Annotated in this window: 24 protein-coding genes and 1 tRNA gene; 10 read left to right on the top strand and 15 right to left on the bottom strand. The window is 34.4% G+C overall.

The genetic code is table 11. The features are described from left to right. From ACIGAM_RS02740 to ACIGAM_RS02780, 9 genes are all read right to left on the bottom strand, one after another. The gene (locus ACIGAM_RS02740; RefSeq protein ID WP_396509924.1) at positions 1–846 is read right to left on the bottom strand and encodes an SIR2 family NAD-dependent protein deacylase; all 846 of its coding nucleotides are present in this window, start codon (positions 844–846) and stop codon (positions 1–3) included. Then, positions 846–1,904, bottom strand: a complete 1,059-nt coding sequence (locus tag ACIGAM_RS02745; protein WP_396509925.1) for a DUF262 domain-containing protein — start codon at positions 1,902–1,904, stop codon at positions 846–848. Before ACIGAM_RS02745 ends, ACIGAM_RS02740 begins: the two co-directional genes overlap by 1 nt. A gap of 1 nt (position 1,905) precedes the next feature. Then, positions 1,906–3,045, bottom strand: coding sequence for a phosphoadenosine phosphosulfate reductase family protein (locus ACIGAM_RS02750; RefSeq protein ID WP_396509926.1), 1,140 nt, complete (start codon positions 3,043–3,045; stop codon positions 1,906–1,908). Continuing rightward, the gene (locus ACIGAM_RS02755) at positions 3,032–6,220 is read right to left on the bottom strand and encodes a hypothetical protein (protein WP_396509927.1); all 3,189 of its coding nucleotides are present in this window, start codon (positions 6,218–6,220) and stop codon (positions 3,032–3,034) included. The genes ACIGAM_RS02750 and ACIGAM_RS02755 overlap by 14 nt, the downstream gene beginning before the upstream one ends. Continuing rightward, complete coding sequence (locus tag ACIGAM_RS02760) at positions 6,213–7,043, bottom strand: DUF4007 family protein (protein ID WP_396509928.1); 831 nt, start codon at positions 7,041–7,043, stop codon at positions 6,213–6,215. Before ACIGAM_RS02760 ends, ACIGAM_RS02755 begins: the two co-directional genes overlap by 8 nt. A 240-nt stretch (positions 7,044–7,283) precedes the next feature. Further along, positions 7,284–8,543: a Y-family DNA polymerase gene (locus tag ACIGAM_RS02765; protein WP_396509929.1), complete on the bottom strand. Its 1,260-nt coding sequence runs from the start codon at positions 8,541–8,543 to the stop codon at positions 7,284–7,286. Position 8,544: 1 nt separating this feature from the next. After that, entirely contained in the window at positions 8,545–8,964 is a 420-nt protein-coding gene (locus tag ACIGAM_RS02770; RefSeq protein WP_396509930.1) for a LexA family protein, read from the bottom strand. Positions 8,965–10,075: 1,111 nt separating this feature from the next. Next, a tRNA-Ala gene (locus tag ACIGAM_RS02775) sits at positions 10,076–10,149 on the bottom strand. 42 nt (positions 10,150–10,191) lie between these two features. Then, positions 10,192–10,986 carry a universal stress protein gene (locus ACIGAM_RS02780; RefSeq protein ID WP_396509931.1) on the bottom strand — a complete coding sequence of 265 codons (795 nt, stop codon included), beginning with the start codon at positions 10,984–10,986 and terminating at the stop codon, positions 10,192–10,194. 45 nt (positions 10,987–11,031) lie between these two features. Between ACIGAM_RS02780 and ACIGAM_RS02785 the strand changes: the two genes are divergently transcribed. Together ACIGAM_RS02785 and ACIGAM_RS02790 are read left to right on the top strand one after the other, a co-directional pair. After that, positions 11,032–11,535 carry a GNAT family N-acetyltransferase gene (locus tag ACIGAM_RS02785; protein WP_396509932.1) on the top strand — a complete coding sequence of 168 codons (504 nt, stop codon included), beginning with the start codon at positions 11,032–11,034 and terminating at the stop codon, positions 11,533–11,535. A 43-nt stretch (positions 11,536–11,578) separates the two neighbouring features. Then, positions 11,579–12,916 (top strand): MATE family efflux transporter, encoded by a 1,338-nt coding sequence (locus ACIGAM_RS02790; RefSeq protein ID WP_396509933.1) that lies wholly within the window; start codon positions 11,579–11,581, stop codon positions 12,914–12,916. Between the two features lie 11 nt (positions 12,917–12,927). On the opposite strand, the gene ACIGAM_RS02795 is transcribed toward ACIGAM_RS02790, so the two are convergent. Further along, positions 12,928–13,575: a 2OG-Fe(II) oxygenase gene (locus ACIGAM_RS02795; RefSeq protein WP_396509934.1), complete on the bottom strand. Its 648-nt coding sequence runs from the start codon at positions 13,573–13,575 to the stop codon at positions 12,928–12,930. 211 nt (positions 13,576–13,786) lie between these two features. Here ACIGAM_RS02795 and ACIGAM_RS02800 point away from each other — a divergent pair, with 211 nt between their 5' ends. Next, positions 13,787–14,236, top strand: a complete 450-nt coding sequence (locus ACIGAM_RS02800) for a 6-pyruvoyl trahydropterin synthase family protein (protein ID WP_396509935.1) — start codon at positions 13,787–13,789, stop codon at positions 14,234–14,236. Between the two features lie 41 nt (positions 14,237–14,277). Continuing rightward, complete coding sequence (locus ACIGAM_RS02805) at positions 14,278–15,060, top strand: UDP-2,3-diacylglucosamine diphosphatase (protein WP_396509936.1); 783 nt, start codon at positions 14,278–14,280, stop codon at positions 15,058–15,060. Here ACIGAM_RS02805 and ACIGAM_RS02810 read toward each other — a convergent pair. Genes ACIGAM_RS02810 through ACIGAM_RS02820 form a run of 3 tightly spaced genes read right to left on the bottom strand, consistent with a single transcriptional unit; the run spans position 15,053 to position 18,697 of the window. Then, complete coding sequence (locus tag ACIGAM_RS02810) at positions 15,053–15,400, bottom strand: hypothetical protein (RefSeq protein WP_396509937.1); 348 nt, start codon at positions 15,398–15,400, stop codon at positions 15,053–15,055. The two genes, ACIGAM_RS02805 and ACIGAM_RS02810, sit on opposite strands and share 8 nt — an antisense overlap. A 58-nt stretch (positions 15,401–15,458) precedes the next feature. Then, positions 15,459–17,153, bottom strand: coding sequence for a single-stranded-DNA-specific exonuclease RecJ (recJ, locus tag ACIGAM_RS02815; protein ID WP_396509938.1), 1,695 nt, complete (start codon positions 17,151–17,153; stop codon positions 15,459–15,461). Next, positions 17,153–18,697 (bottom strand): SPOR domain-containing protein, encoded by a 1,545-nt coding sequence (locus tag ACIGAM_RS02820; protein WP_396509939.1) that lies wholly within the window; start codon positions 18,695–18,697, stop codon positions 17,153–17,155. The genes recJ and ACIGAM_RS02820 overlap by 1 nt, the downstream gene beginning before the upstream one ends. 151 nt (positions 18,698–18,848) lie before the next feature. Here ACIGAM_RS02820 and ACIGAM_RS02825 point away from each other — a divergent pair, with 151 nt between their 5' ends. Then, positions 18,849–19,271: a hypothetical protein gene (locus tag ACIGAM_RS02825; protein WP_396509940.1), complete on the top strand. Its 423-nt coding sequence runs from the start codon at positions 18,849–18,851 to the stop codon at positions 19,269–19,271. Here ACIGAM_RS02825 and rsmI read toward each other — a convergent pair. Together rsmI and ACIGAM_RS02835 are read right to left on the bottom strand one after the other, a co-directional pair. Then, on the bottom strand, positions 19,268–19,945 hold the full coding sequence (rsmI, locus tag ACIGAM_RS02830; RefSeq protein WP_396509941.1) for a 16S rRNA (cytidine(1402)-2'-O)-methyltransferase: 678 nt from the start codon (positions 19,943–19,945) through the stop codon (positions 19,268–19,270). The genes ACIGAM_RS02825 and rsmI overlap by 4 nt on opposite strands. 10 nt (positions 19,946–19,955) lie before the next feature. Beyond that, positions 19,956–20,846, bottom strand: coding sequence for a hypothetical protein (locus tag ACIGAM_RS02835; RefSeq protein WP_396509942.1), 891 nt, complete (start codon positions 20,844–20,846; stop codon positions 19,956–19,958). 100 nt (positions 20,847–20,946) lie between these two features. On the opposite strand from ACIGAM_RS02835, the gene ACIGAM_RS02840 reads away from it, so the two are divergent. From ACIGAM_RS02840 to ACIGAM_RS02860, 5 genes are all read left to right on the top strand, one after another. After that, complete coding sequence (locus ACIGAM_RS02840; protein ID WP_396509943.1) at positions 20,947–21,588, top strand: thymidine kinase; 642 nt, start codon at positions 20,947–20,949, stop codon at positions 21,586–21,588. Next, positions 21,589–22,686 (top strand): alanine racemase, encoded by a 1,098-nt coding sequence (gene alr / locus ACIGAM_RS02845; RefSeq protein WP_396509944.1) that lies wholly within the window; start codon positions 21,589–21,591, stop codon positions 22,684–22,686. Between the two features lie 78 nt (positions 22,687–22,764). Further along, positions 22,765–23,187 (top strand): large conductance mechanosensitive channel protein MscL, encoded by a 423-nt coding sequence (mscL, locus tag ACIGAM_RS02850; RefSeq protein ID WP_396509945.1) that lies wholly within the window; start codon positions 22,765–22,767, stop codon positions 23,185–23,187. Positions 23,188–23,488: 301 nt separating this feature from the next. Next, positions 23,489–24,478 carry an aspartate-semialdehyde dehydrogenase gene (locus ACIGAM_RS02855; protein ID WP_396509946.1) on the top strand — a complete coding sequence of 330 codons (990 nt, stop codon included), beginning with the start codon at positions 23,489–23,491 and terminating at the stop codon, positions 24,476–24,478. A gap of 93 nt (positions 24,479–24,571) precedes the next feature. Beyond that, a complete protein-coding gene (locus ACIGAM_RS02860; protein ID WP_396509947.1) occupies positions 24,572–26,737 on the top strand; it encodes a prolyl oligopeptidase family protein in 2,166 nt (721 codons plus the stop codon). Positions 26,738–26,763 lie beyond the last annotated feature (26 nt).

Below are 26,763 nucleotides of genomic sequence, written 5' to 3' on the forward strand. Positions count from 1 at the left end.
TTAAGATTTTTTTTCAACACGTTTAATAAAATCGTTTACAAACACAGCAACCTCTTTATGATTATCTTTTGGATCATAAGGAATTATATTTATATTAAAATCCTTTCGCCATCTATTAATTTCCGTTTGGGTCAAATCTTTATTGCTCATTAAAGCAAAATGATCTGGAGACCCACCTTGAAAGATATTGTGGATATAGCCAAGTAATAGTATTAGTTCCGGATCATTGAGCGATGCACCTAAAAATAAAAGATGGTTAGTTGAGAATAAAGCCTCTAAAATACTTTTATATCCGTATGAATTGTAGATAATTCGCCGATAATCTTTTTCTGTAATTACAATATCTTCAGGTGCTCGCTTAGCATCTCCATGTGCTTTAAGTATAAACACCTCTTCATTAATAAAATTATAATTTATAGACGACGGATCTCTATAAGTAAGCTCATTTGGCACAATGGATGCTTTTACAAAAGCTTTCTCAATCACATTATCATAGTTTGTGGTAATTACAAATCGATAACTTAATTCTTTAATAAGTCTATCTAAATATTCAGGAGAATCAATTGATTTATCATTAAATCTTTTAGTAATGAATTTTGGCATATCTGAAGATAATATTTCTTTCAACTCTTCCGCTACCAACAAATATTTTGAAGGGATTTTTGCCAACAACCTTAACTCCCGTTCTTTTTCGTCACCAATATTTATATCTACTGCTAAGTCAATTAGTTCATTAAGTAATTTATTCCAGCTAGGTAAGCCGGCAGACTGAGAAACTCCTGCCCCTATAAAAATACCAAATGACCCTTTATTATATGCATCAATTAATTTTTTAGGTATATTCATTATATTGTGAGCCTGAAATTTTCTGAATTTAAAAACTTATTTGTTAGAACTCTATGTCTGATTTTTAGATTTTCTTTAAGAGCCCCACCTGTGTTAAAAGCGATAATATAATCGTAAAGATCCTTATCATAACCTAGATCTGTCTTGTCTTCAATCAAATCTTCTGGATTACGATTATGTTTTTTTCTTTCAATTTCAAAAGCATAAAAATTATTGGCAAAATTCTTAGGTTTTATAGCCTCAATCCTTTTGAGATTATTATAGATTAAATAAAATGTATCGACGAATCCCCATTTATTTTTAAAGATTCCTTTTTTGTATTTATTTATTTGCTCCATCATATCTAGGATTTTTGAAGCGTTCTTTAATAATGGTTGAAAAGTTGCAATTTTTTCAGATGCAAAATCTTCATAAAGTTTTTTTAAATCTAGGGCCTTTATATTTCTTTCTACTTCAAAGTGCATCAAAGATATCACATGATCCAAATAATCTTGATGTTTGTATCTTGTATTAGTTATTCCACATTCTTTAAAAAAAATGTGATTTTCGGATAGACTAAAAATTAGGTTTCCAATATTACTTGCTGTCGCGTGTCTCAGTTCTACAGGATTTAATTTTTCTCCCATTTGCAACCTAGCAAATAACGCACGTATTTCGTTTTGATCCGAATTCTTTATAATAGATATATTCAGTTCAAATTCTAAAAAAATGTCCTTTATTGTTTTTGGAAGTGTTTTAAACTTTCCCTTTTCAATTTTCTCATTGTCGATAATGGTGGAATTAAGACCATAGCTGATATTTTCATCATCTGATACAAAATCCCAAATTGCTCTCATTCTCTGTTGCCCATCAGTTACTTCATAGTTAAAATGAGAAATATGTGATATGTCAGCTAAATAAAATTTTGGCAAGTCATATCCCCTCAAAATTGAATCAATTAAAAGCTTCTTCTTTTGAATACCCCATACTGGAGTCCTTTGGTATTGTGGTTTAGGATCTATTCGCTCTTTACTTTCAATTAGTTTCTGAATTGTCCATATTTCACTTTTTATATTCATATTACAAAAAACAAGTATTACAACCATCTCTTTCAGTACCCTCGAGAATATCTAATAGATATGGTGATGATTTTGATTTATCTTTATTTGAACGTTGTATATGACCTAACTTAATATCTCTAATACGTCCTGGCTCAATTAATTCTTTTAACGATTCATTAGGCACCCAAGTAAACAATTCATCAGAATTTTCATATTCCATTGCTTTTTTATACATCTCAGGATGCTGTTCATAAAGCCAAATCCATTCTATTTTTTGTTGAAAAAAGCAAAAGTAACAACCTGATCTACTTCTTGCGTATTCTCCCTTCTGACCGTCTACTTCAAACTCAACTTTCTCATAGTATGCAGGTACACCTACTCCAGAATCTCTTAGGATTTTGAAAATATCATCTCTTACCAAAATATCTTCATTATCCAATAGCTCAAAATCAACTTCAGTTGCAAGAGGATAATCTGTTGATTTTAAGAAGTCAAATACAGTCCTGTTAAATTCGGGAATTCCTAGGTTAAGTGAACTATTCACTTTATACTTTAAAACCTTTTCTGTTTCTGTTTTATGATTTCGATCAAATGAAATAGGTTCATTTAAATAAGATAAAGCTCTATCTAATTTTTTTCCTGTGAAGTATTGACTAAGATGGTCACACACTTCCTTTTCATTTTTTGGATCAAACAATTTCAGTAGAACATCATTACTCCAAATGTTTTTTCGAAAAGGAAATATGGATTGAATATTGTTTTCTCTTGATATATATCCTTCTCTATCTTCATCACCGCGTATACCTACATATGAAATAGCAGGTTCTCCGTTAACAAATTTTTCAAAAGGTTTTAATTTCATTAATGCTGTACACCACCTAGCCTGAGGACTTGGCAAATATCCCCTAAAAGATTTAAAGTAAAAATCAAAAGGATCATCCCCAGTACTTTCTATTTCAGGATTATCAAGCTTCTTAATAGGTTTACCTAACTTAGCTTCTATACTCGATATTAATTCATAAGTTTCATCTAGTTCTTTTCCGGTATCGCAGAAATAATATTCAAAATCGATTCCTGGATATTTATCGTTTAAATAAATTGCTAATGCAGCGCTGTCCTTTCCTCCGGAAATCCCTAAAATATGCCTAGGCTTTTTCATCTTTATCTAATTCTTTATTAAGAAGAGCTACCAATATAGGTATTTTGAGAGTATCATCCTTGTCAAGTATACCGGATAGATAATTCATTCGCTCTTCTACTATTTTTTTCTGATCAGAATTTAGTCGTAAAACTTTAGACTTATTACCTTGATGTGGGGTTGTCAATTGTAGTTTCATTAGAAAATCATCTTCATCTACTTTAGCTAGTTCTAAATCAGATAAATCGTCCATTTCATTAACTAGATTTCTAAACTTATCTATTAAAATACGTTCTTCCTGATCTCTAATTGTATTTAAAGGCTTACCTAGTAAAGCCTGGGCAATAGACATTAAATAACTGTTTCTATCAGCCAAATTTGAATTTATCCTTAGCAGAAGAACTTTATGTCTACTTAATGCCTGATGTTCTTTAATAGAACTAAATCGATCCTGGAGTTTTTTCTGATAAGCTTCAAAAGTAAACTTACCTCCCAAAATCTCTTTACAAATAAATAATTCAAAACGATTAACAAGTTCATCAAATGAAGTTTTAATCTCTTCGATAGTATTCTGAAATGTGATTATATAATCTTCAAATAGCTTGTTGTCTACAGCTAATTCTTTTAATGAATATCCTAATGCTTCAGGAAATTCCTCAAAGAAGGTCTTTTCTGGATCTACAGCCTTGCTTATTGCATTTCTTAGCTTAATACCTTCTTTAGAAATTGTAGAAGTAGTTTTACTGTATTGAGTTAAATCGCGATAGAATATTAACAATGGTCTTATACTTTCAATGAAAGAATCTGTATTGAATGAATTTTTGTTCTCTTGTCGTAAAAAATCTCGGTATTTATTAAAAAGATTCAATCTTAAATCATTAAGAACGAAACTTTTAACTGTAAATTCCTTAGGATTTCTATTCATCATATAGAGAATAGTTTCATCTAAGTATGGGACAAAGCCATTTTCATTATAAAGAGCAAAATCTCCACGTTTTATAAACAGAAATGTGGGTATCCAAAAATCTATGACGCCCTGTTTTAATTTAATGGGTTTCTCAGAAAGCATTTTGTTGAAGTCTAAGATGCTCTTTCGTCCATTTTTAGTTTCATTCAAAAATTCCATACTTCTTTCCCAAAGTATTTGAAATCCAGGATCTGTTGGTAATGAAAATATATATTCATTTTCTTGCTTTAGATGAATACCTGTATTCTTAAGCAATGAATAATAAATTGTTTTCTCAGCTGGCCATTTATCTTTCTCAAAACCAAGATCTTCTAAATGATAGTTATTTGTAAGGGCTTTCCAAAATGTCTTTCTTGAAGAAGAAATTGAACCTGAAGTTTTGTGCCGATTTATTAACTCATTCTGAATTATAGGCGTCTCACTGTATATTTCAGTACAAATTCTAGTGAGAGATTGATTAAAATCTTTTTGAGAGCGAATAGTAATATCTTTTCCTAAAGACATCCATACTACCTTACTAGAATAAAGACTACTCATTACATAATGGTTGAGTAAGTTTTCGTTGCTTCGAATAATAGATTTTAATTCACGAATAGCAACTAAGTCCTTATCACCTTGTATATTTTTTAATACTTCATTCGTTTTTTCAATTTCAAATAAAGTATCAAGAATATCTGCAGTATTATTAAAACAACCAAATAGTGTGCTTGAATTTTCAGACTGACGTCTTATTTCTTCAAGATCACTAGAATTATCGTTAAAAATTAAATTAACAAAACCATCAATCTGGCCCTCAGGGTTATTTTTTTCAGGTTTATCTGATAAAACAAATTCAAATAATCGAGGTGTTCCAGTATTGTATGTAGCAGACTTTGCGATTATAACTGGAAAGTCAAAATGAGATTTTAACTTCTTAAGTAAATCTATTCCCTCTATTCTATTTTCAGCTTTAGAGATTTCAAATTCAATATCTAAATCTGTTCCTTCAAAAATTTTAAAAGACTGATTGAATTTACTAAAGCGAATAATTTTGTGTTTTTCAAGGAGCTTTAAAGATTCTTCAATTACATCATTAGAATATCTATATTGAAAATAATTATTTAAAAAATCAATATTTATTTGTGCGCTCTTTTTAGCAAAAATTGAGAGAATACCGATGGTTTTTAGCAAATCATCTATAACACTACTTTCAAAATCTGTAATCAACTCAGCACGCTCGAGTGCATTTTTTATACTCAGCCAATGAGCCTGATCTGGATTTCTTTTATTTGTTATAAAGCCATAAAATTCTTGAAATAGAAAATCATAAAGCTCTGCTAACTCAAAATGCTTTTTTGAGTCTATGAATTCATCGAAATAAATAGAATTTAAAAAAGTAAATAAGGACCGCTCATTTTGTCCATATCTCTGTAATGCATTAGCTAGTGCATAAGAACTAATTGCACTTAAAGGATGAAGTTTATTTTCAATTTCCGAAAAATCTTTATTTTGGAAACTGAAAAGATCAAAGTCTATAATTAATTTACTATTTGCAATAGTATTGTTAGCTCTATGTGATCCGTCTAATATTTCTGATGCCAGTAATATAAGCTGTTCAACAGGTTCATTAAAAGGAATATCAATAAATCTACCTTTTACTTTTCTCCATTCTTGAACCTGTGCGTTATTAAGATCGTAAGCATAGGATTCCAGACTTTGGTGGAGAGAATTAATTAAGATTATATTTCGACTTGGCTCGTTAACAAACTCTGCTAATTTCTGCAAAAAATATAGTTCACTTTCCTTGTTATTTTTTGAAGCGTATTCTAAAAACTTACCAAATTCATCGATTACTATTATAAGAAGTCCATTGTCTTCTTTTAACTTCTCATACCTCTGATAGATATTATCAAATAACTTTTGATTACTAGGTAAATCTTTAGAAATTTCAAATTCGTCATTTAAAGCAGAGTTTAAGGATCTGTAATCTCCAACTATCTTAATTAACTCAGTCTTACCGTTAAACTTAGATTTAAAATATTCTTTCTCACTTGTAAGAGATTTTTCAAGAGCCCATAAGAACGAAGATTTACCCGTCCCAAATGATCCAATTAAATTAAAAGAATGATATCCTTTTTCAAAATTCTGAAAAATTATATCACTAGTCTGAACAGCATTTGGAGTTACTATGTAATTGAACTTAGCACCAGAATCTCTAATTATATTTATTGATTGAGTTGCATTATTCATAGTAACTTTCTAAAACTTCAAGTGGATTAATTTCTTTTTTGATCTGCAATTCCTTCACACCAGCTTCGCTATTATAATTAATAAAATCAAATACTTCAGCAATCTCTTTCAATTTTTCCTCCAAAATATCTTGGTCAAAACAAAAAATATTTCCGACTCCGTTCTTATTTGTATAAAGACTTTTAAAACTTATTGAATTACCATAGTCAGGATTACTTAAAATACAGTATAGCAATATTTTATTTGGCACTTCCTGTTGGGATCTATTTTCAACTCGGTATAATGTACTATCACTTTGATTTTTACCAACTTTCTGTAAGAGGGACAATTCCGTCAATAGACCTGAATAACCATCCTCTATACTTTCTTTAGAATTTAAATACATTCTTAAAAATACAGAGAAGTCTTTAGCCAAAGATTTTTCATTTACATCGGGAGCAATTTGACTTACATACTGAACGAAATTTTCTTTTGAAAATTCAGGTTTAACCTTTCTGAAATCTCTAAAAATTATATTGTAACTAGATGCATATTCATTAGCACAGAGTTGATAGTGAAGTAAATATAAAGTACCTTCATTTTCTAGATATGGATCCCATCCATTGTCTGCTAATAGATTATGATAAACATCTTTGATTTCATAATCATCACTATTTACTCCAAATGCTTTTAACCAAAATCTTATGGAGTTCACCATGTTTCTACCAACACCTAAATAAACCCCAGAATCATCCTGAAATTTATTGCCTTCTATTATATAATCGTATCCTTTTTTCAACCAAAATAAACGGCAGTGAAAAGTATCGTGTCCTGAAAATGTCATATTTTAATAATCATAAAAGACAAAGATACGCACTGGTTATTTCATAGTGATAGTAGTTATAAGAAATAAGGAAGGTGAGTAAGAACGAAATATGTTCAATCAAAATGGTATTGTATAATTTACTTAAATTTCTATCAAGTTTTAAATATTTGAAAAATTTATTGAAACTGTAATTATTACAGAAAAGAGAAAAATTAATAATGATCTAATTTTAGATTTTTTCTTCCTATTATATTTTTTTTAAAAACATTTTACCTCAATGACCTCATTCAACCTAGTAGTATATCGTTTAGATAAATGATTTTGTTGCATCTTCCATACTTTCTTTAAATCTTGAGCACCAAATTTTACCTGATCAAAACAATTCTTATTTAATCGGTCTATAGTTTCCATTAAAACTTTGTGTCTTGGATCTTCGTGATAGAAAAATGAGAGTTGTTTTTGGGTATCTGGCGTTAAATCCATTACGATAATACCAGCTTTTTTGTAATGAAATCCTTCCTTGTAAATTCTTTTTAATCCCGTCATTACTGCTTTTGTAATTACGAAGGTGGAATTTGTCTCATAGGGCATTTGTATACTGATTCCATTTCCATATTGAGGCAAGTCGTCTCGGTGTCTGTTTGTGTTTAAGAAGATATAGGCAACTTTACAATTGCTTTTTTGTTTGCGTAATTTGTAACTTATTTTCCCAGCATAAGTAGCAAGACGTTCCTGTATATCCTCATAATCCGTATACATTTTTTCAAATGATCGGGTTACCGCTATATTTTTCTTTTTAGCTACTTCCTCTAAGTCTAAGGTGGAATCACCAGAAAGGTCTCTCTGAAGTCTAACACCTACAATACTCATTTCTTTGCGTACGTAATCAATAGGAAGTTGAGTAAATTGCCAGGCATTAAAAACCTGTATATTCTGTAGTTTTTTTTGATACTGCCTCCCAATCCCCCAAACATCTCCAATTTCCGTCCATTTTAGAGCCTTTTCTATTTTTTCCCTGCTGTTTATCACGTAAGTTCCTTTTGTGCGCTCAGGAAACTTCTTAGCAATCTTATTAGCAACCTTAGCTAATGATTTAGTAGGTGCTATACCTACGCTTATAGGAATACCCGTACTGCGTTTAACAAGATCAATCATTTGCCAACCATAAGAGGTCAAATCAAAGCGGTCAAAACCTGAAAGTTTCAGAAATATTTCATCAATAGAATACACTTCCATATCTGGAGAAAATTCAGAAAGTATATTCATTACCCGGGCACTCATATCCCCATACAACGCATAGTTTGAAGAGTATACGTGAATTTTATGTTTATAAACATCTTGTTTAATTTGAAATGCCGGAGCACCCATAGGTATTCCTAGTGCTTTTGCCTCGTTACTTCGGGCTATTACACACCCGTCATTATTTGATAGCACTACAACTGGCTTGTGATTGAGATCAGGTTTAAATACACGTTCACACGAAGCATAAAAATTATTACAATCTACTAAAGCAAACATTTTAAAGATCTTTAATTACATTAGTGACAACTCCCCAAATTAGGAATTCATTATCTGAAGTAACCTCAATAGGTTTGTACTTTTCATTCTCTGCCATTAGCCAGATGCTATCTTTCTGAATTTTAATACGCTTTACCGTAAATTCACCATCAATAAAACACACGGCAATTTTCCCATCTCTGGGCTCTAGACTTTTATTGATAATTAATAAATCACCATCTGATAGACCGGCACCACTCATAGAGTCTCCTTTTACACGACCAAAAAAAGTTGCATCCTTATTTTTTATATATGCTGAATTCAAATCTATTCCTTCATCTAAGTGATCGTCTGCAGGAGAGGGAAAACCGCAAGAAAGCCCAGATATAAAAGGAACTTTAAAGGAAAGCCTAAGTATGGGAGAAAAAATATTTAAAATCATAATATCGGATTATATCCCTTATATAGGAATATTTCCAAAATTACATGTTTCTTAATTTAGCTAGTACCGGTTCTATTATTTTTTTCCAACAAACATTTAATTAAAAAAAAGGTAGTACATACCTATATATTTTTTAACGATATATGGCTGATGTATTTGTCAATTTTATTGGGTAGAATATCCCAATGTCTATTTAAAATTATATTATAAAAATCATTCGCTTTCATTTATTGCTAAGCTAAATAATCGCTCCAACAAATCAGTAAAAAAGTCATTTTCACCTTAATTAAATTTCGACTTTGGAGAAATTTGTTTCCAAAAAAATGCCAAATTTTTGAGGCAAGGTAAAATCCATCGATTTTAGTTTAGATGTACATCTAAACACACCTTGCTACGAACATTCTGAGTTAATTTGAAAGCCTAACTCCTACCAAAATGAGTAGGTATATCAAAGCCATGGAATTGGGCTATGAAAGACAAAATGGTCTACTATATCATTTTGTTAAAACAGAGGTCGAAAAAGGCATCGGAAACGCAATGAGTAAATATAAAGAATGTGTTTTTTTGATGTGGTTTTAAAAAATTTCAATTCTCATAAAGCTGATATAGACTTCAACGACTCACTAGTTATTTTTAAATTGAAGTATGCTTTGATTAAAAGTAATTCTAAAATTAACGATCCTCGAAGCTATAAAATGTTTACTTCTTGATCATTCTTTATGGAGGGAGAAACAGTAAAGCAGTATTAGATTATTTGGGATTAAGGGCATCCAGGGAACAATCTCGAACTGCGATGATAATATCAATAATTTCTATTAGAAAGTTGTTGCCTCGATAGCTATTTCTATTCTTGCTAATTGTATTTCCGACAAAAATACCGAAAGCTCCATACGATGTACGCATAATTGATTATTCCAAAGTAGAATCTATCCTCAAAACTCAAATTGATTCTTTGAAGGAGCAGCTGGCAAAAGAAGAAATTTATATTAAAGTGATGTAAAAGGAGAAGCATCGTATCAACAATAAATAATTATTTTTGATACATAAAGTCAACTAGATTGTCAACTTAAAACAAAAACCCCTGCAAACACTGAGCTGCAAGGGTTTTCTGTGGAGAAGATGGGATTCGAACCCACGACCTCTTGACTGCCAGTCAAGCACTCTAGCCAACTGAGCTACATCCCCATTAAGAGGCGCAAATATACTATAAATGCGCTTACAATATTCTTACTGTTGTTCTTTTAAGACCAGTAGTGGTGTACGACTTTCAAAGTCGGCCTTTTTTACAGAATCATCATCCCAAAGCTTTTCAAAAAAGCCGCGCTTACGTTTAAAAACACAAATCATATCTGGTTTATTTTCGTTAAGATGCTCTAGCAAACCTTGAAAAACAGTAGCATTCTCTGTAGATTTATAAGTGTCAACAAGTTCTCCAAGGTTTGCATCAAATTCAGAATCTTCTGGTAAATAGTTAGGAGTCTTTATTTGCAAAAGTCTAACGTCTGCCTTATAACGTTTTTTAATCGTGCGTAACGGGTCTAAAGTTCGTTTATCGTGTACAATACCAGACTTTACAGCCATAAGAATACGACTTATAGGTTTATACTCATAATCAACCGGAACGACTAATACGGCAGTCTCGGTATTTCTAAGTAAACCACCTGCTGTTTTACCTAAAAAATTTGCTTGGTTTACATTGTGATGCTTAGGTGTAAGCACAATTAAATCAAGATTTGTTTTTTGATGAAATTTTCCCACGGCCTCTACCCAATCATCTCCCTCAAGCGGTTTTATACGTACTTTTATACCTTCTGTATTAAAAGCGCTCAATTGTTCTTCTATCTCCTGAGCTGTAATTTGAGAAACATTTAGTGTCTTAGGCAATCCTCCAGAACGTGCAGGTTCTTTATACAATTTAGATACATAAAGTGTTGCTTTAAGCACACGTGCCAGTTCAAGAATGTAATTTACATTCGTTTTTGACAGGGTTTGATTACCAAGTGGAAGGAAAATAGTTTTCATCTTTACAAGCTTTATCTCAATTTTGAGCAAAATTAACGCTTATCTATGATACGAAAGGCAAAACTCTCAGAAATAGAATCAATTCTTAATCTTACACGCGCTTGCGCAAAAGCTATGATTAAGAACAACATATATCAATGGAATGATGATTACCCATCGCATCAAGCTTTTGAAGAAGATATAAAACGTGAAGAGCTTTTTGTTTATGCTCAAGGCGAAAAAATAACAGGAACTATCGTGATTTCTACCTTAAGAGATGAAATCTATGAGCACGTGAACTGGCTTACTCCAGTAAATACTAATTCTATTTACATTCACAGACTGGCAGTTCACCCAGATTTACAAGGACAGGGAATTGCTCAGCAACTTATGAATTTTGCTGAAAGTTTTGCTAAAGAGAATAAGTATGTTTCAGTACGGCTAGACACTTTTAGTAGAAATCCCCGAAATAATATTTTTTACACAAAACGTGGCTACCAGAAGCTTCAGGAAATTTATTTTCCTAAGCAAAGCAAGTTTCCGTTTTACTGCTATGAACTTGTCTTTTAAGTATTGAAAGTAGAAGTGGTATTTTCGCAATAAGCTGTGCTTTATGTCAAAAACAAATGCTCTCTCTTTCAAAAACATTAACCGCCTTGCCATTCCGGCTCTTCTTGCGGGTATAGCAGAGCCTATACTCTCTGCTACAGATGCAGCCGTAGTAGGTAACGTTCCCGTAAATGCTACTGAAGTTCTTGCTGCTGTAGGTATTGTAGGTTCGTTTTTATCGGCTTTGATTTGGGTTTTGGGTCAGACACGCAGTGCCTTACAAGCTATTATTGCCCAGTATTATGGTGCTAATAAAATAGATGAAATTAGCACATTACCAGCGCAGGCAATCTATTTCAATATTCTGTTAAGCGTTATCATTTTAATAAGTACACTACCATTTATTGAAGGTATTTTTTCATTGTATAATGCTTCGGGTCTTATATTAGAATATTGTGTACAATACTATTCTATTCGGGTTTGGGGCTTTCCTTTAACCTTATTTACCTTTGCGGTATTTGGTATCTTTAGAGGGCTTCAAAACACGTTTTGGCCCATGGTTGTGGCTTTGATAGGAGCTGGTTTAAATATACTACTTGACCTTGCGCTTGTTTATGGTATTGAAGGTTACATCCCGGCATTGCAACTTGAAGGTGCTGCCTATGCAAGTTTAATTGCACAGGGAGTTATGGCGGTTCTATCACTTATTTTAGTGTTGTCAAAAACTAAGGTAAGTCTTAAGTTAAAACTCCCGATTCACCCAGAACTTTGGCGACTCGTAGGTATGGCACTCAACCTTTTTGTGCGCACCATTGCGCTTAATGTGGCGCTGTATCTGGCAAACTCATTTGCTACCGGCTATGGTGCCTCATATATCGCAGCACAAACTATTTTAATAAATATATGGTTGTTTTCAGCATTTTTTATAGATGGGTATGCTGCAGCAGGAAATATTCTGGCCGGTCGTTTTCTGGGAGCTAAAGACTATAACAGCCTTTGGGATCTTAGTAAAAAACTCACCAAATACAGTCTTATTATTTCTGGAGGATTGATGGTAATTGCTGCTGTTTTTTATGAACAGCTCGGTTTAATTTTTAGTAAAGAACCAGAGGTTATCGCACGTTTTACCGCAATCTTTTTTATTGTAATTCTGATGCAACCCTTAAATGCACTTGCTTTTATTTTTGATGGAATTTTTAAGGGTATGGGTGAGATGAAGTACCTGCGCAATGTTCTTATGGCGGCAACTTTCTTTGGCTTTGTACCCGTTATATTTATAGCAGATTATTTTGATTTAAAACTCTATGCGGTATGGATTGCTTTTACAGTGTGGATGATTGTACGTAGTAGTGCTTTAATTCTAAAATTTAGAAAGCGATTTAAACCGAAAATTGAAAGCTAGAATCTCAAAACCTATCGTGTCTTCAACCAACCTGTTATACTCAAACGCTCAGAAACCAATACCAGTTTTACCTCATGCTCTAAAACCTGACTTTCAAAAATGACCATACGCCCAGGTTTGGGAATGATATCTAAAGCTGTCTCGCCAGCTTCGGAAGGTAAATACAGGGTGAGCTCACCGCCATTACTGGCAACCCAGGAATCGTCATTTAAATAACACACCATAGACAATTTACGACGGTCATCATTCTGAAAAGTATCTAAATGCCTCTTGTAAAATGTTCCTGTGGGGTAAACGGCATAATGAAATTCTTTTTGAAGAATACCTAAAAAGCAAGTGCGATTTAAATAGGCAACGAGATCATTAATTTTAGCAAAAAATCTACGCTCAACAGCGCGGCCTTCGGCTTCATTAATCCATAAAATAAAGTCGCCTCGTATAGATTTATCAATCTCTTCATTAAGCCTATTTCCTATTGCTGCTTTTTTAAAGCAATCTGCCTCATATACATCTTTTAAAGACTGTCGTAATTCTTCAATCTCAGAAGTATCAAAAAAATCATCTACGATACTATAACCCTTATCTAAAATATCAGATATAACTTTCTCGTAAACAGTGTTTTCTGTAAACTGAAGCTGTTCAAAAAGTTGTGTTTCCATGGCGGCAAATTACGTGCAAAAAACAATAGAAAAAACCAAACTTTTTTCTTGACACTAATTTTTAGGCTTGGGGCATATACTTTACTACTTTTACACTCTTAATTAGAATTAAAATGGAATTTTTAGAATTTATAAGTGGTACAGGAATCTATGTGATTTTTGCCATAGCACTAATAGTAGTAGTACTTATAAGAAAATTTAAAAAGTAAGTATGAGTAACATACGCATCACAAAGCAATTTTCATTTGAAACTGGTCACGCATTATATGGCTATGACGGTAAATGTCGCAATGTACATGGACACAGTTACAAGCTTTCGGTAACCGTAATAGGCACCCCTATCTCACAAAGTGACAATGTTAAATTTGGTATGGTAATCGATTTCGGAGACCTCAAAAAAATTGTAAAAACAGAAATTGTTGATGTGTTTGATCACGCTACGGTTTTCAACAAAAACACACCGCACGTTGAACTTGCTAAAGAATTATCAGACCGTGGGCACAATGTACTTCTTGTAGATTATCAGCCTACCAGTGAAATGATGGTGATTGACTTTGCAGAAAAAATCAAGAAATACCTTCCTGAAAATATTAGCCTTTTCTCTTTAAAACTGCAAGAAACAGATAGTAGTTTTGCAGAATGGTATGCCTCAGACAATTAAGATTCATTGATTTCATTTCAACTTTATCCTAAATTTACGGTATGAAGCAACCCGTTTTGCAAGCCAAAATACCAGAAGGAAAAAAAATATACTTTTCTAGTGATAATCATCTGGGTGCTCCTACTACAGAAGCCAGTAAACCACGTGAATTAAAATTCGTAGCCTGGCTTAACGAAATAGAAAAAGATGCAGCTGCTATTTTTCTATTAGGAGATCTTTTTGACTTTTGGTTTGAGTATAAAACAGTTGTACCTAAGGGCTTTGTAAGAGTCTTAGGTAAACTCGCAGACCTGCGTGATAAGGGTATCGCTATCTACTTTTTTGTAGGCAATCACGATTTGTGGATGCACGATTATTTTGAAACCGAATTAAATATACCGGTGTATCACAATCCACAAGTTTTTGAGTTTGACGATAAACGATTCTTTATAGGACATGGCGATGGCTTAGGACCCGGAGATAAAGGATATAAACGAATGAAAAAGGTTTTTAAATCGAGCGTTTTTCAGTGGCTTTTTAGATGGGTACACCCAGATATCGGCGTACGTGTCGCACAGTACCTTTCGGTGAAAAACAAGCTCATAAGCGGCGATGATGATCACATTTTTTTAGGGGAAGATAATGAGTGGCTTGCTGCATATGCAAAGCGAAAGTTAGAAACCAGTCACTACGATTATTTTGTATTTGGGCACAGGCATTTACCTATGAAAATCGATGTGGGTACAAACTCTTCCTACCACAATCTAGGAGATTGGATCGTTCATTACACCTACGGCGTGTACGATGGTACCTCTTTTGAACTAAAAGAATACAACCCTAATTAAGGGCTGTTTGCATATACGCCTGAGCTTCCATTCTTAAAATTGTTTGGTCTAAAAGATCCTGCATATCTTCTAACTCCTGCTTATTTACCGCAAGGTCTATACAGTCTGAAGGTGTTTTTAGAAGTAACGATCTACACTCCTTAGGATTTATACAGTCCTTACATTTATGTTGACTCTTTGCAGCTTGTGTTTGAAAAGCAAAGGTTTTAAGCTGATCTACGGTAAAATAAAAACCTATATCTCTAAAAACTACCTGTGCTTTAAGAATGCTGTCATTAGTTGTCTTCCAATAAAAGGAAATACCAGACTCGTTGCGATAGATGATATTTATATGTTTCATAAACCCGATTTTATACAAATATAAAACCTTGTTTAGAATTAATCTAAATAGAATTGAATTATTCCTGAATATCTCTTAATTTTAATTGAATACTCACATTACCGTTCCACTCATTAAGGTCAAGAGAATAAGCAGCTTTAAATGGTTTTTTGTTAGTTATAAGATTGCATTTTGCTCCCAAATTAAATCCTATAGCTCCTATTTGAATTGCGCTATTGCTTTGGGTAACTGTACATTTTAAATGATCTTCATCTGCTCCTACACATTTACCATAGCCCGTATCTATTAGATTTTTGCTCATAAAAACAGGAGACATATTTCCCGGCCCAAAGGGTGCAAACTGCCTTAAAATTCTATAGAATTTTGCGGTAATTTCGTGTAGTTCAAGACAAGCATCAATAGTTATTTCAGGAATAAGCAAACGCTCATCTATACTACCCGATACAACCTCTTCAAATTTTGCTTTAAAACCAGGGTATTGAGCTTCACTTAGTGTAAGACCTGCGGCGTATTTATGCCCTCCAAATTGTTCTATATGTTCACTACAAGCTTCAAGGGCTTCATACACATCAAATCCTTTAACAGAACGAGCACTAGCAGCTAGTTTGTCTCCACTTTTTGTAAAAACCAGCGTAGGACGGTAGTAGGTTTCAATAAGCCGTGAAGCAACAATCCCTATAACTCCCTTGTGCCAGTTTTCTTGATACACGACAGAAGTCTTTAAATTTTCTTCCTTATTTTTTGTAATCTGTTCTAAAGCTTCAACAGTTATTAATTTGTCTAGATCTTTCCGCTCTGCGTTATAATTTTCAATATTTGCGGCCATTTGCAGGGCTATTACTTCATCTTGCTCAGTAAGCAATTCTACTGCATGAAGCCCGTGTTTAATACGGCCTGCTGCGTTAATACGTGGTGCAATTATAAAAACAACATCAGTTATCGTAAGGGTGTCTTTTTTTACATTTTCAATTAAAGCTCTAATGCCTGTGCGCGGCAACGTATTTATAACTTCAAGACCATAAAAAGCAAGTACTCTGTTTTCTCCGGTTATAGGTACAATGTCTGCACCTATTGCAGTAGCGACAAGATCTAAATAAGGAATCAACGTTTTTGCAGGCAAGCCTTTCTCCTGCTCTAAAGCCTGTATTAATTTAAACCCTACCCCACAGCCGCACAATTCATCGTAAGGATAGGTACAGTCTTCTCGTTTAGGGTCTAAAACAGCAACAGCATCTGGCAATACAGGTCCAGGTCTGTGATGATCACAGACGATAAAATCTATTCCCAGTTTTTTTGCATAAGCAATCTTATCTACTGCTTTAACACCACAGTCTAATGCAATGATTAAGGAAATATCATTATCGTGGGCATAATCTATACTCATATAAGAGACGCCATAGCCTTCTGCATAGCGATCTGGAATATAGGTAGCAACCTGCGGATAATGACTTAAAAGATAACTACTCATTAAAGCTACACTTGTAGTCCCATCTACATCATAATCACCATAGACTAAAATATTTTCTTCCTGTTTAAAAGCATTATTAATTCGAGCTACAGCTTTATCCATATCTTTCATTAAGAACGGATCGTGTAATTCATCTAACGACGGTCTAAAGAATTTTTTTGCCTTCTCATAGGTGTCTATACCGCGCTGTACCAGTAGCACAGCAATCTTTTCGGGCACGTTTAATTCTTGTGCTAAGGCTGCAATGATTGATTTTTTAGGAGTAGGTTTTAACGTCCAACGCATTACTCTAAATTTATTTTAAGCATCCAGCAATCCTTTAAGTCTTTCATTTTTCGGTAGCCTTTTATGCGATTATACAATACATCAGGATCTTGACTAAAATCGATGTATACATAATGTAATCCGTTTGATGGTCTCACAAATTGGTTTGGCGAAAAACCAGCCTGCATCATTTTTCTCGCCCAGTTGTCTGCATTTTTAGCACTTGAAAATACGTGGTTTACAACATAATAACCGCTTACAAGCCCCGGTACCTCAACAGAATTTGCATTGATCATTTCTAAAAGATCTTCACTTCGTTCCTGTACAACTACATCAGGTTTTTCTGTCTCCAAAACTGATTCAGGCATATTATTTTGCTCTTCAGAGATTGCTATTTCTAGAGTATCTTTTATGAGTTGAGAAACAAGACTGTCTGGTTTACCTTCTACAATTACATTTTGATAATAATCGCTACTTATTTCAGTCTGAAAGGCATTAAAGAATACAAATAACCGGTCTTCTTCAGTTTTAAACTGAAGTTTTACACTAGTAGCGTCATTGCTTATTACTTCATTTTTTAAGTTAGGTATTTTAATTTGGGCTAAATCAAAACCTAATGTATTACTACTAGATGGATATCTATTTAAATATTTGAGATCATTTATTGTTATACTGCTGTTGAAAAAATTATTTGCAAAACGTACTTTACTTTTTAAAGGAATGTATTTTTTCTGCTTATTACTGTAAATCGAAACAACATCTTTAGAAAGAGCTAGATCACCTTCTAGACCGGCTAGTATTACCGAAGTTTTTACATCTCCCTTAGAAACCGCTCTAAAATTTTTAAACACTAACTCCTCTGGTTTCTCAGTACTTATGTATCTAAAACCTTGATAACTCGTAAAATACTGCAAGGGTGCTTTTATATCTTCATAGATAAGATATAACATCCACCCGGCAGAACTACCACCATACATCTCCCCTTCTAATGCTGCTACATTTGCTAAGGTATAGGTTCCTGAACCGGCAGCATTAGCAACCAGCATTTGGGTAATATCACTGTAACAAACATAAGGAGCGGCATTTTTTAAATCGGTATTACCATCTACCATCCCATCGTATACAAGTTCTCCCTGTACTTGCATATATTCATTTTTATTTGGGATTTTTAATTGAACCATATCAAAAGGACGATCTCTCTTTTTCTTTAAATCATAAACAATACGACCGCCGCGTACTTTTTGTTTTCCTTCTGCACCCGGGTATGTTGCGGCCCAGTATAACCCGGCATAAATAATTTTAGTATTTGCTGGTATTTTTAGATCTGCACTACTAGAGCTGTACGTGTCTGAGTCGTCATCTATATCTACATAAACCATCTCGGTCTGGTCGTTTATACCACGTGGTCTGTCATAAGCATCTTTTGAGTCACTACTTAATATATTATTACCAATTACCCGGCTATCACCACGTAGATAATATTCGTGAACCCGCTGAAAAGAAACACCCTGGCTAAAACCAGAGACTGCAAATAGTAAACATAGTGATCGTATTATGATTTGCATAGCTTTGTTTTGAGCAGATTAATATCTAGAAAATAGAGGGAATGCCGAAGTTACAAATTAGTGATGTTTTAAAAATTATATGTGCTTTAGTATTTTATACTTAAATTTATCTAGGGTTTTCTAAGAAGACAACTACAATTAAATAATTAAGATGGAAACGTCAAAAATCAAACTCACCTTTATAAATCAATCTCAACTCTGGCGCATTTTGGTGCCTGTTATTGGTGCTGCGTTATTTGTTATAGGTTATTTCTTTCTAGAAAATTTAACGATGGGTAAACTCATACAACCCGTGGGAATGTTACTTCTTTTTCTTCCCTATTTAATACCCTTTAAGTTTAAAAATGTGGTGCGTTATTCTAAAAACGGGATCAATTTTAAGCTCAATACCGGCAGTTCAAAGGCATATCGTTTCTCACAAATAAAATATCTCGAAGCATTTGAGAATCATTTAATCTTATGGAAAAACAAGAAAAAATCAATTAAAATAGACGTTTCTGCATATAGCAAAGAAGATGTAAACCAGCTTATAGATTTACTACAACCTCAAAAAGAAGTTATAAAAACCGTTTAATCTTTCGGTTTTCCTGCCACTACAACGACTAATTCGCCCTTAGGAGGCTTCGCTTCAAAGTGTTTTAATACTTCTTCTGCAGAGCCTCGCACAGTCTCTTCATGTAGTTTTGATATCTCGCGAGAAACAGAAATTTTTCGCTCTGCGCCAAAATATTCTACCATATTAGCCAGAGTCTTAACCAGCTTATGCGGACTTTCATATAAAATTATGGTACGTTCTTCTTCTGCAAGAATTTTGAAGCGCGTCTGTCTTCCTTTTTTAACAGGTAAAAAACCTTCAAAAACAAACTTATCATTAGGTAAGCCACTATTTACAAGAGCTGGTACAAAAGCGGTAGCACCAGGTAAACAATCTACCTCGATACCTGCATCTACACAAGCTCGTGTTAATAAAAAACCAGGGTCTGAAATTGCAGGTGTCCCTGCATCACTAATAAGAGCAATGGTTTGACCTCCTTGTATACGTGATACTAAATTTTCTACAGTTTTATGCTCATTGTGCATATGGTGCGAGTGCATCTGTGTTGTAATTTCAAAATGCTTGAGAAGTTTTCCGCTTGTACGTGTGTCTTCGGCTAAAATAAGATCTGCTTCCTGCAAAACTTTAATAGCTCTAAAGGTCATATCGTCAAGATTACCTATTGGGGTGGGAACCAGAAAAAGTTTGGCCATAGTGCGTGTTCTAATCAAATTTACGACCTACCAGTTCCATAAAGCGATTTTCATAAACCTCTTTACCTTCCCACATATTATAATCTGGTTTGATCATTGTATTTATTAGATTATAAGCTTCTTCTTTTGTGCGTGCTGTATTTAACTGAGATAGAACACGGTTATAATCTGCAGAATTACCATTAAATAAATGCTTTATAAAAGCAATACGATCATTAAGGCCAAAAGAAAGACCTTTTGCTACACGATCATTTAGTTTTCTGGGCTTTAGTTCTTCTTTTGCTGCTTCTTTTTCTTCAAACTCAGGAATACGCCCGTACTCACCTATCTCATCTCTATCATTCTTTAGGTAATTAGGTTCTTGTGTTATTTTCTGAAACATCTCATCAATGGCATCAGCTTCAGAAGGCATTTGCGCAACGATATCTTTTATTTTTTCCATCACGGGCTCGTAAAGAGAAGCCTGATTAATTTTTTCTTCGGGTTTATCTTCTCTAGTGTTAGCTACTTGTGACGCAACAGTTGGTTCTTCAGGTTTTCTTAAACGCTCAAATAGCTCTGTATTAGATGCTGCTATTCGTGCAATACGCTCCAGGTCTGTTTCTTCTTTGTCAGCTTCAAAATTAAGCTGAGGCGCTTGTACGTTTTGCTGTACTTCCTGTACCTCTTGTATAATTTCTTCTAAAGTATCTGTATCTTCACTTTCTAACGCCTCAATAATCTCCCGCTTACCTATTGTAGGTTTTGAGCCCTCAAAATGAGATTCAACATAAGCCATTATAGATAAAGATTCATAAATTTTAAGTGCTTCCTGTTTTAAAGTCTCGTAATCACTATCGGAATCTATTTTTAAAATCTTATGCGCCAGGCTAACCAAGTCAGATTTTAATTTCTTCTTCATAAGTTTTTTGTTTGCTCTGTTTATTGCTGGTCTTTTTAATAAATTTGCTCAGCCCTCAAAAAATAGCACTGTTGCCCTTTAAGAGGTTGAAAAATACAAAATGTTTCTCGAAAATACTGTAAATCACAAGGAGCAATTTGGGTGGATTGAAGTCATCTGTGGCTCTATGTTTTCTGGAAAAACTGAAGAGCTCATAAGAAGATTAAAACGCGCCCAGTTTGCAAAACAGAAGGTTGAAATTTTCAAACCTTCTATTGATACACGTTATGATGAAGAGCTGGTTATCTCTCATGATGCTAATAAAATTAGGTCAACGCCAGTTCCCGCCGCAGCAAATATTCCTATTCTTGCAGATGGCTGTGATGTTGTGGGTATAGATGAAGCACAATTTTTTGATGATGAGATTGTAAAGGTCTGTAATGATCTTGCAAATAGAGGGGTACGTGTAATTGTTGCCGGTCTTGATATGGATTTTAAAGGAAACCCCTTTGGCCCAATGCCAGCTCTTATGGCTACTGCAGAATATGTCACTAAAGTTCATGCCGTTTGTACACGTACAGGTAATCTTGCGCAGTATAGTTACCGTAAAGCATCTAGCGATGATCTTGTGTTACTAGGAGAAACTGAAGAGTACGAACCTCTTAGCAGAGGTGCTTATTATAAAGCTATGTTACGCGAACGCCTCAAAACAATAAATGTTAATGAGCCTGAGGAGCTTAAAAACCCTAAAAAAACAGAATAAATGCCACATACTGTTCTTGAGATTGACCTCAACGCTTTAAGTCATAATTACGACTATCTTAAATCTAAATTGAACCCGGGTGTAAAAATGCTGGCGGTTGTAAAAGCTTATGGCTATGGAAGTGAATCTGTTGCTATTGCTAAAAAGCTTGAGGAAAAAGGTATTGATTATTTTGCTGTTGCATACACCTCAGAAGGCATAACGCTACGAGAAGGAGGTATTAAAACACCTATACTCGTTCTACACCCACAGATAGAAAATTTTGAAAAAATAATAGAGCATTGTTTAGAGCCTAGTATTTATAGTTTTCGTGTTTTAAATGCATTTATCGCTACCGCGGAAGAAAAAAATATAACAGATTATCCGGTACATATTAAATTTAATACAGGACTCAACCGCTTAGGTTTTAAAGATGTTAATGAAAAAGATATTTTAGAACTTATAAAAGCAACGGGGGCTATCAAAATTAAATCCTTGTTTTCACACCTTGTGGCCAGTGAGGATATGAATGAAAAAACATTCACATTACATCAGATTGAAACTTTTACAAAGAATTCTGAAAATATTATTAATGGTCTGGGTTATACCCCTATCCTACATCAAAGTAATACTTCTGCCATTATAAATTACCCGCAGGCACAATTTAACATGGTGCGCACAGGTATAGGTCTATATGGTTATGGTAATATTCAGGAAGAAGATTTAAAACTGAAACCTGTAGCCACACTAAAAACCGTTATTTCTCAAATTCACGAGATTTCAATAGGTGAGACCGTGGGGTACAATCGTGCTCATACCGCTGCTAAGAAAGAACGCACCGCGACCCTGCCACTCGGTCACGCAGATGGCATCTCAAGAGCTTATGGGAAAGGTAGAGGTTATGTAATGATAAACGGAAAAAAAGCACCCATAATAGGCAACGTTTGTATGGATATGATTATGGTTAATGTAACCAAAATTGATTGTCAGGAAGGTGATGAAGTAATTGTATTTGGGAAAGGAGCTTCTGCAGTAGCATTATCTGCTCGTATAAAAAGTATTCCTTATGAGCTTATAACAGCAATTTCTCAACGTGTTGAACGTAGAGTTATTGAGTAGTACTTGTATTTTTCTATAAATTCAATTTTATTTTTAACTATATTAGCATTTCTTTAACATTAACTAAAACAACCGAAGATGGCATTTTTAAAAGATTTTAAAGCCTTTTTAATGAAAGGCGACATTGTAGCTCTAGCTACAGCAGTAATTATAGGTGGAGCCTTTAACAAAATTGTAGGCTCTTTAGTAAAAGACGTTATTATGCCTGTGATAGGTGTACTAATGGGTGGTAAGAATGTAAATAATTTGTTTTTCTCTCTTGATGGTGGTAATTATGAAACCGTCGAGGCCGCTACTGAAGCTGGTGGAGCGATTTTAACTTACGGTAACTTTCTACAGGCAATCATCGACTTTATCATTGTAGGTTTTGTTATTTTCTGGCTGTTAAAAGGCTATGAAAAAACTAAAAAGAAAGAAGAAGCAGCTGCACCAGCAGCACCAAAGGGACCAACTCAGGAAGAGTTGCTTATCGAAATTCGTGACGAATTAAGAAAGAAATAATCAAAAATAAACGTGCCTAAGGCACAAACCGCTGCACTGCAGATTTATTTTTTAATTAAACCCCCGGCATCTACCGGGGGTTATCTTTGTTATATATCTAACAAAAAAGACCCAAATTATACAAAATGTCACTTTATAAACAAATTTGTACATTTTTGAAAAGATAGTGTCCTTTTCTAGAAGGAGTTATTACTTTTGGCCACTCTCAAATCATACAGATTTTCACATGAATGGTTTGAATAAAAAATATAAGTTTCAATACTCGAAGTCCTGAAATTATTTATAAGCTAAATTAAAAATTATGAAAGTAGCTGTTGTAGGTGCTACCGGTATGGTAGGTCACGTAATGTTGCAAGTTTTAGCAGAACGCAACTTCCCAATAACCGAATTAATACCCGTCGCGAGTGAGCGCTCTGTAGGTAAAACTGTTTCTTATAAAGATAAAGAGTACACCATAAGCTCTATGGAAGCTGCAATAGCAGCGCGTCCTGATATCGCAATCTTTTCTGCAGGTGGTACCACCTCTTTAGAGTTTGCTCCTAAATTTGCCGAAGTAGGTACTGTAGTAGTTGACAATTCTTCTGCCTGGAGAATGGATCCTGATAAGAAATTAATCGTTCCTGAGATTAATGCTAACGAATTAATAGCTACAGACAAGATTATTGCAAATCCTAACTGCTCTACCATTCAAATGGTATTGGCATTGGCCCCTTTGCATAGAAAATATAAGATTAAACGTTTAGTAATCTCTACGTATCAGTCTATAACAGGTACAGGCGTTAAGGCAGTACAGCAGTTAGAAAATGAGTACAACGGCGAGAAGGGCGAGATGGCATACAACTACCCTATTCACCGCAATGCGATTCCTGCTTGTGATGTTTTTACCGAAAATGGATACACTAAAGAAGAAATGAAACTCGTTAACGAGACTCAGAAAATCTTAGGTGATCGTAGTATTGCAGTAACTGCAACTGCGGTACGTATTCCGGTTGTGGGTGGTCATTCTGAAGCAATCAACGTTCAGTTTGAAAATGAATTTGATCTTTCTGAAGTTCGTCAGCTTTTACAAGCTCAGGACGGCGTTACAGTACAGGACAATCCAGACACAAACACCTACCCTATGCCTATTTATGCACACGGTAAAGATGATGTATTTGTAGGTCGTATCCGTCGTGATTTTTCTCAAGAAAATACCTTAAATATGTGGGTTGTCGCAGATAACCTTCGTAAAGGTGCCGCAACAAACGCAGTACAAATTGCAGAATATTTATCTGCTCAGGGATTAGTCTAAAATCAATTTCCTAACAAATAGTTAAAACCTTCTAAGCACACTGTTTAGGAGGTTTTTTTATAGGTATATTTGAGAGAACTCAATTAAAATGCTATGAAAAATTTGACTCTGATGTTTTGTTTCGCTTCCTTCGGAACGATTCTTCAAGCGCAAACCATACGAGAAAATTCCTCTAAAATGACTTACCCCGAAACTAAAAAAGTTGATACTGTTGATACCTATTTTGGTACCGAAGTTCCCGACCCCTATCGCTGGTTAGAAGATGACCGCAGTGCAGAAACCGAAGCTTGGGTAAAAGCAGAAAACAAAACGACTTTTGGATATTTAGACAAAATTCCTTTTAAGGAAGAAATAAAGAAAAAACTAGAGAAAATCTGGAATTATGAGAAAATAGGCGCTCCTTTCAAAGAAGGTGATTACACTTATTTCTATAAAAATGACGGACTTCAAAACCAGTATGTCATTTACCGTTATAAAACTACCGAAGACCCTGCTACGGCAACAGTTTTCTTAGACCCTAATAGTTTTTCTGAAGATGGGACTGTTTCCTTAGGAGGGTTAAGCTTTTCTAAAGATGGTTCTCTGGCTGCATACAGCATTTCTGAAGGTGGTAGTGACTGGCGTAAAGTGCTTGTTATGAATGCAGAAACTAAAGAAATCACTGAAGACACTTTGGTTGATGTAAAATTCAGTGGGATTTCCTGGAAAGAGAATGACGGATTTTATTACTCGAGTTACGACAAGCCTCAAGGAAGCGAACTTTCAGCAAAAACAGATCAACATAAAGTATACTACCATAAGTTGAATTCGGCTCAAAAGTCTGATGAATTAATCTTTGGCGGTACTGCTGCTCAAAAGCACCGTTATATTGGTGCAGGAACTACAGAAGATAACAAGTATCTAATTGTAAGTGCGAGTAATGCGACTTCAGGAAATAAGTTATTTATCAAAGATCTTTCTAAAGCGGGAAGTTCTTTTATCACAATTTTAGATAATGAACACACCAATACCTCGATTATTGAAAATGTAGGATCTAAACTTTTTTTAGTAACCGATAAAGATGCGCCTAACAAGAAAATTGTTACGGTTGACGCCTCAAACCCCACTCCTGAAAACTGGGTTGATCTTATTCCAGAGACCAAAAATGTACTTTCGCCTTCTACTGCTGGTGGCTATTTCTTTACCGAATATATGGTAGATGCCGTTTCACAAATTAAGCAGTATGACTATGATGGCAAATTAGTACGCGAAGTAGAATTACCGGGTATTGGTAGCGCAGGAGGTTTTGGTGCTAAAAAAGAAGAAACCGAATTGTATTACAGCTTTACTAATTACACCACTCCGGGAAGCATTTACAAATACGACATCGCTTCCGGTAAATCAGAATTATTCCGCAAGCCTGCTATTGATTTCAATCCTGAAAATTTCGAGAGTAAGCAGGTTTTTTATACTTCAAAAGATGGTACTAAGGTACCAATGATTATTACTTATAAAAAAGGAATAGAACTCAACGGTAAGAATCCAACAATACTTTATGCCTATGGCGGATTTAATATTTCGCTTACGCCATCATTCAGCATCACCAATGCAATCTGGATGGAAATGGGTGGTGTTTACGCTGTACCTAACCTTCGTGGAGGTGGCGAGTATGGGAAAGAATGGCACGATGCAGGAACTAAAATGCAGAAACAAAATGTGTTTGACGATTTTATCGCTGCCGCGGAATATTTGACTGCAGAAAACTATACTTCAAGTGATTATTTAGCCATTCGCGGTGGTTCTAATGGCGGTTTGCTCGTAGGGGCGACAATGACGCAGCGTCCAGATTTAATGAAGGTGGCGCTACCCGCAGTTGGCGTTATGGATATGTTACGCTACCATACATTTACCGCCGGTGCCGGCTGGTCTTACGATTATGGCACATCTGAAGACAGTAAAGAAATGTTTGAATATATTAAAGGTTATTCACCGGTACATAACGTAAAAGCCGGTGCTAAATATCCTGCCACGTTAGTAACAACAGGAGATCACGATGATCGTGTAGTGCCTGCTCACAGTTTTAAATTTGCTGCAGAACTACAAGAAAAACAAGCTGGTGATGCACCGGTGTTAATACGTATTGAAACCGATGCCGGTCACGGTGCAGGTACACCAGTGAGCAAGCAAATAGAACAAACGGCAGACATATTTGCATTTACACTTTATAATATGGGTTTTGATAAGGTTCCTTCAAAAGCTCAGGAAAAAATAAAGGGTTAATTATAGAAAAACGTAGATAAAGTAGA

This window comes from Leeuwenhoekiella sp. NPDC079379 (assembly GCF_044542075.1).
In the GTDB taxonomy this organism is placed as follows: Bacteria; Bacteroidota; Bacteroidia; order Flavobacteriales; family Flavobacteriaceae; genus Leeuwenhoekiella.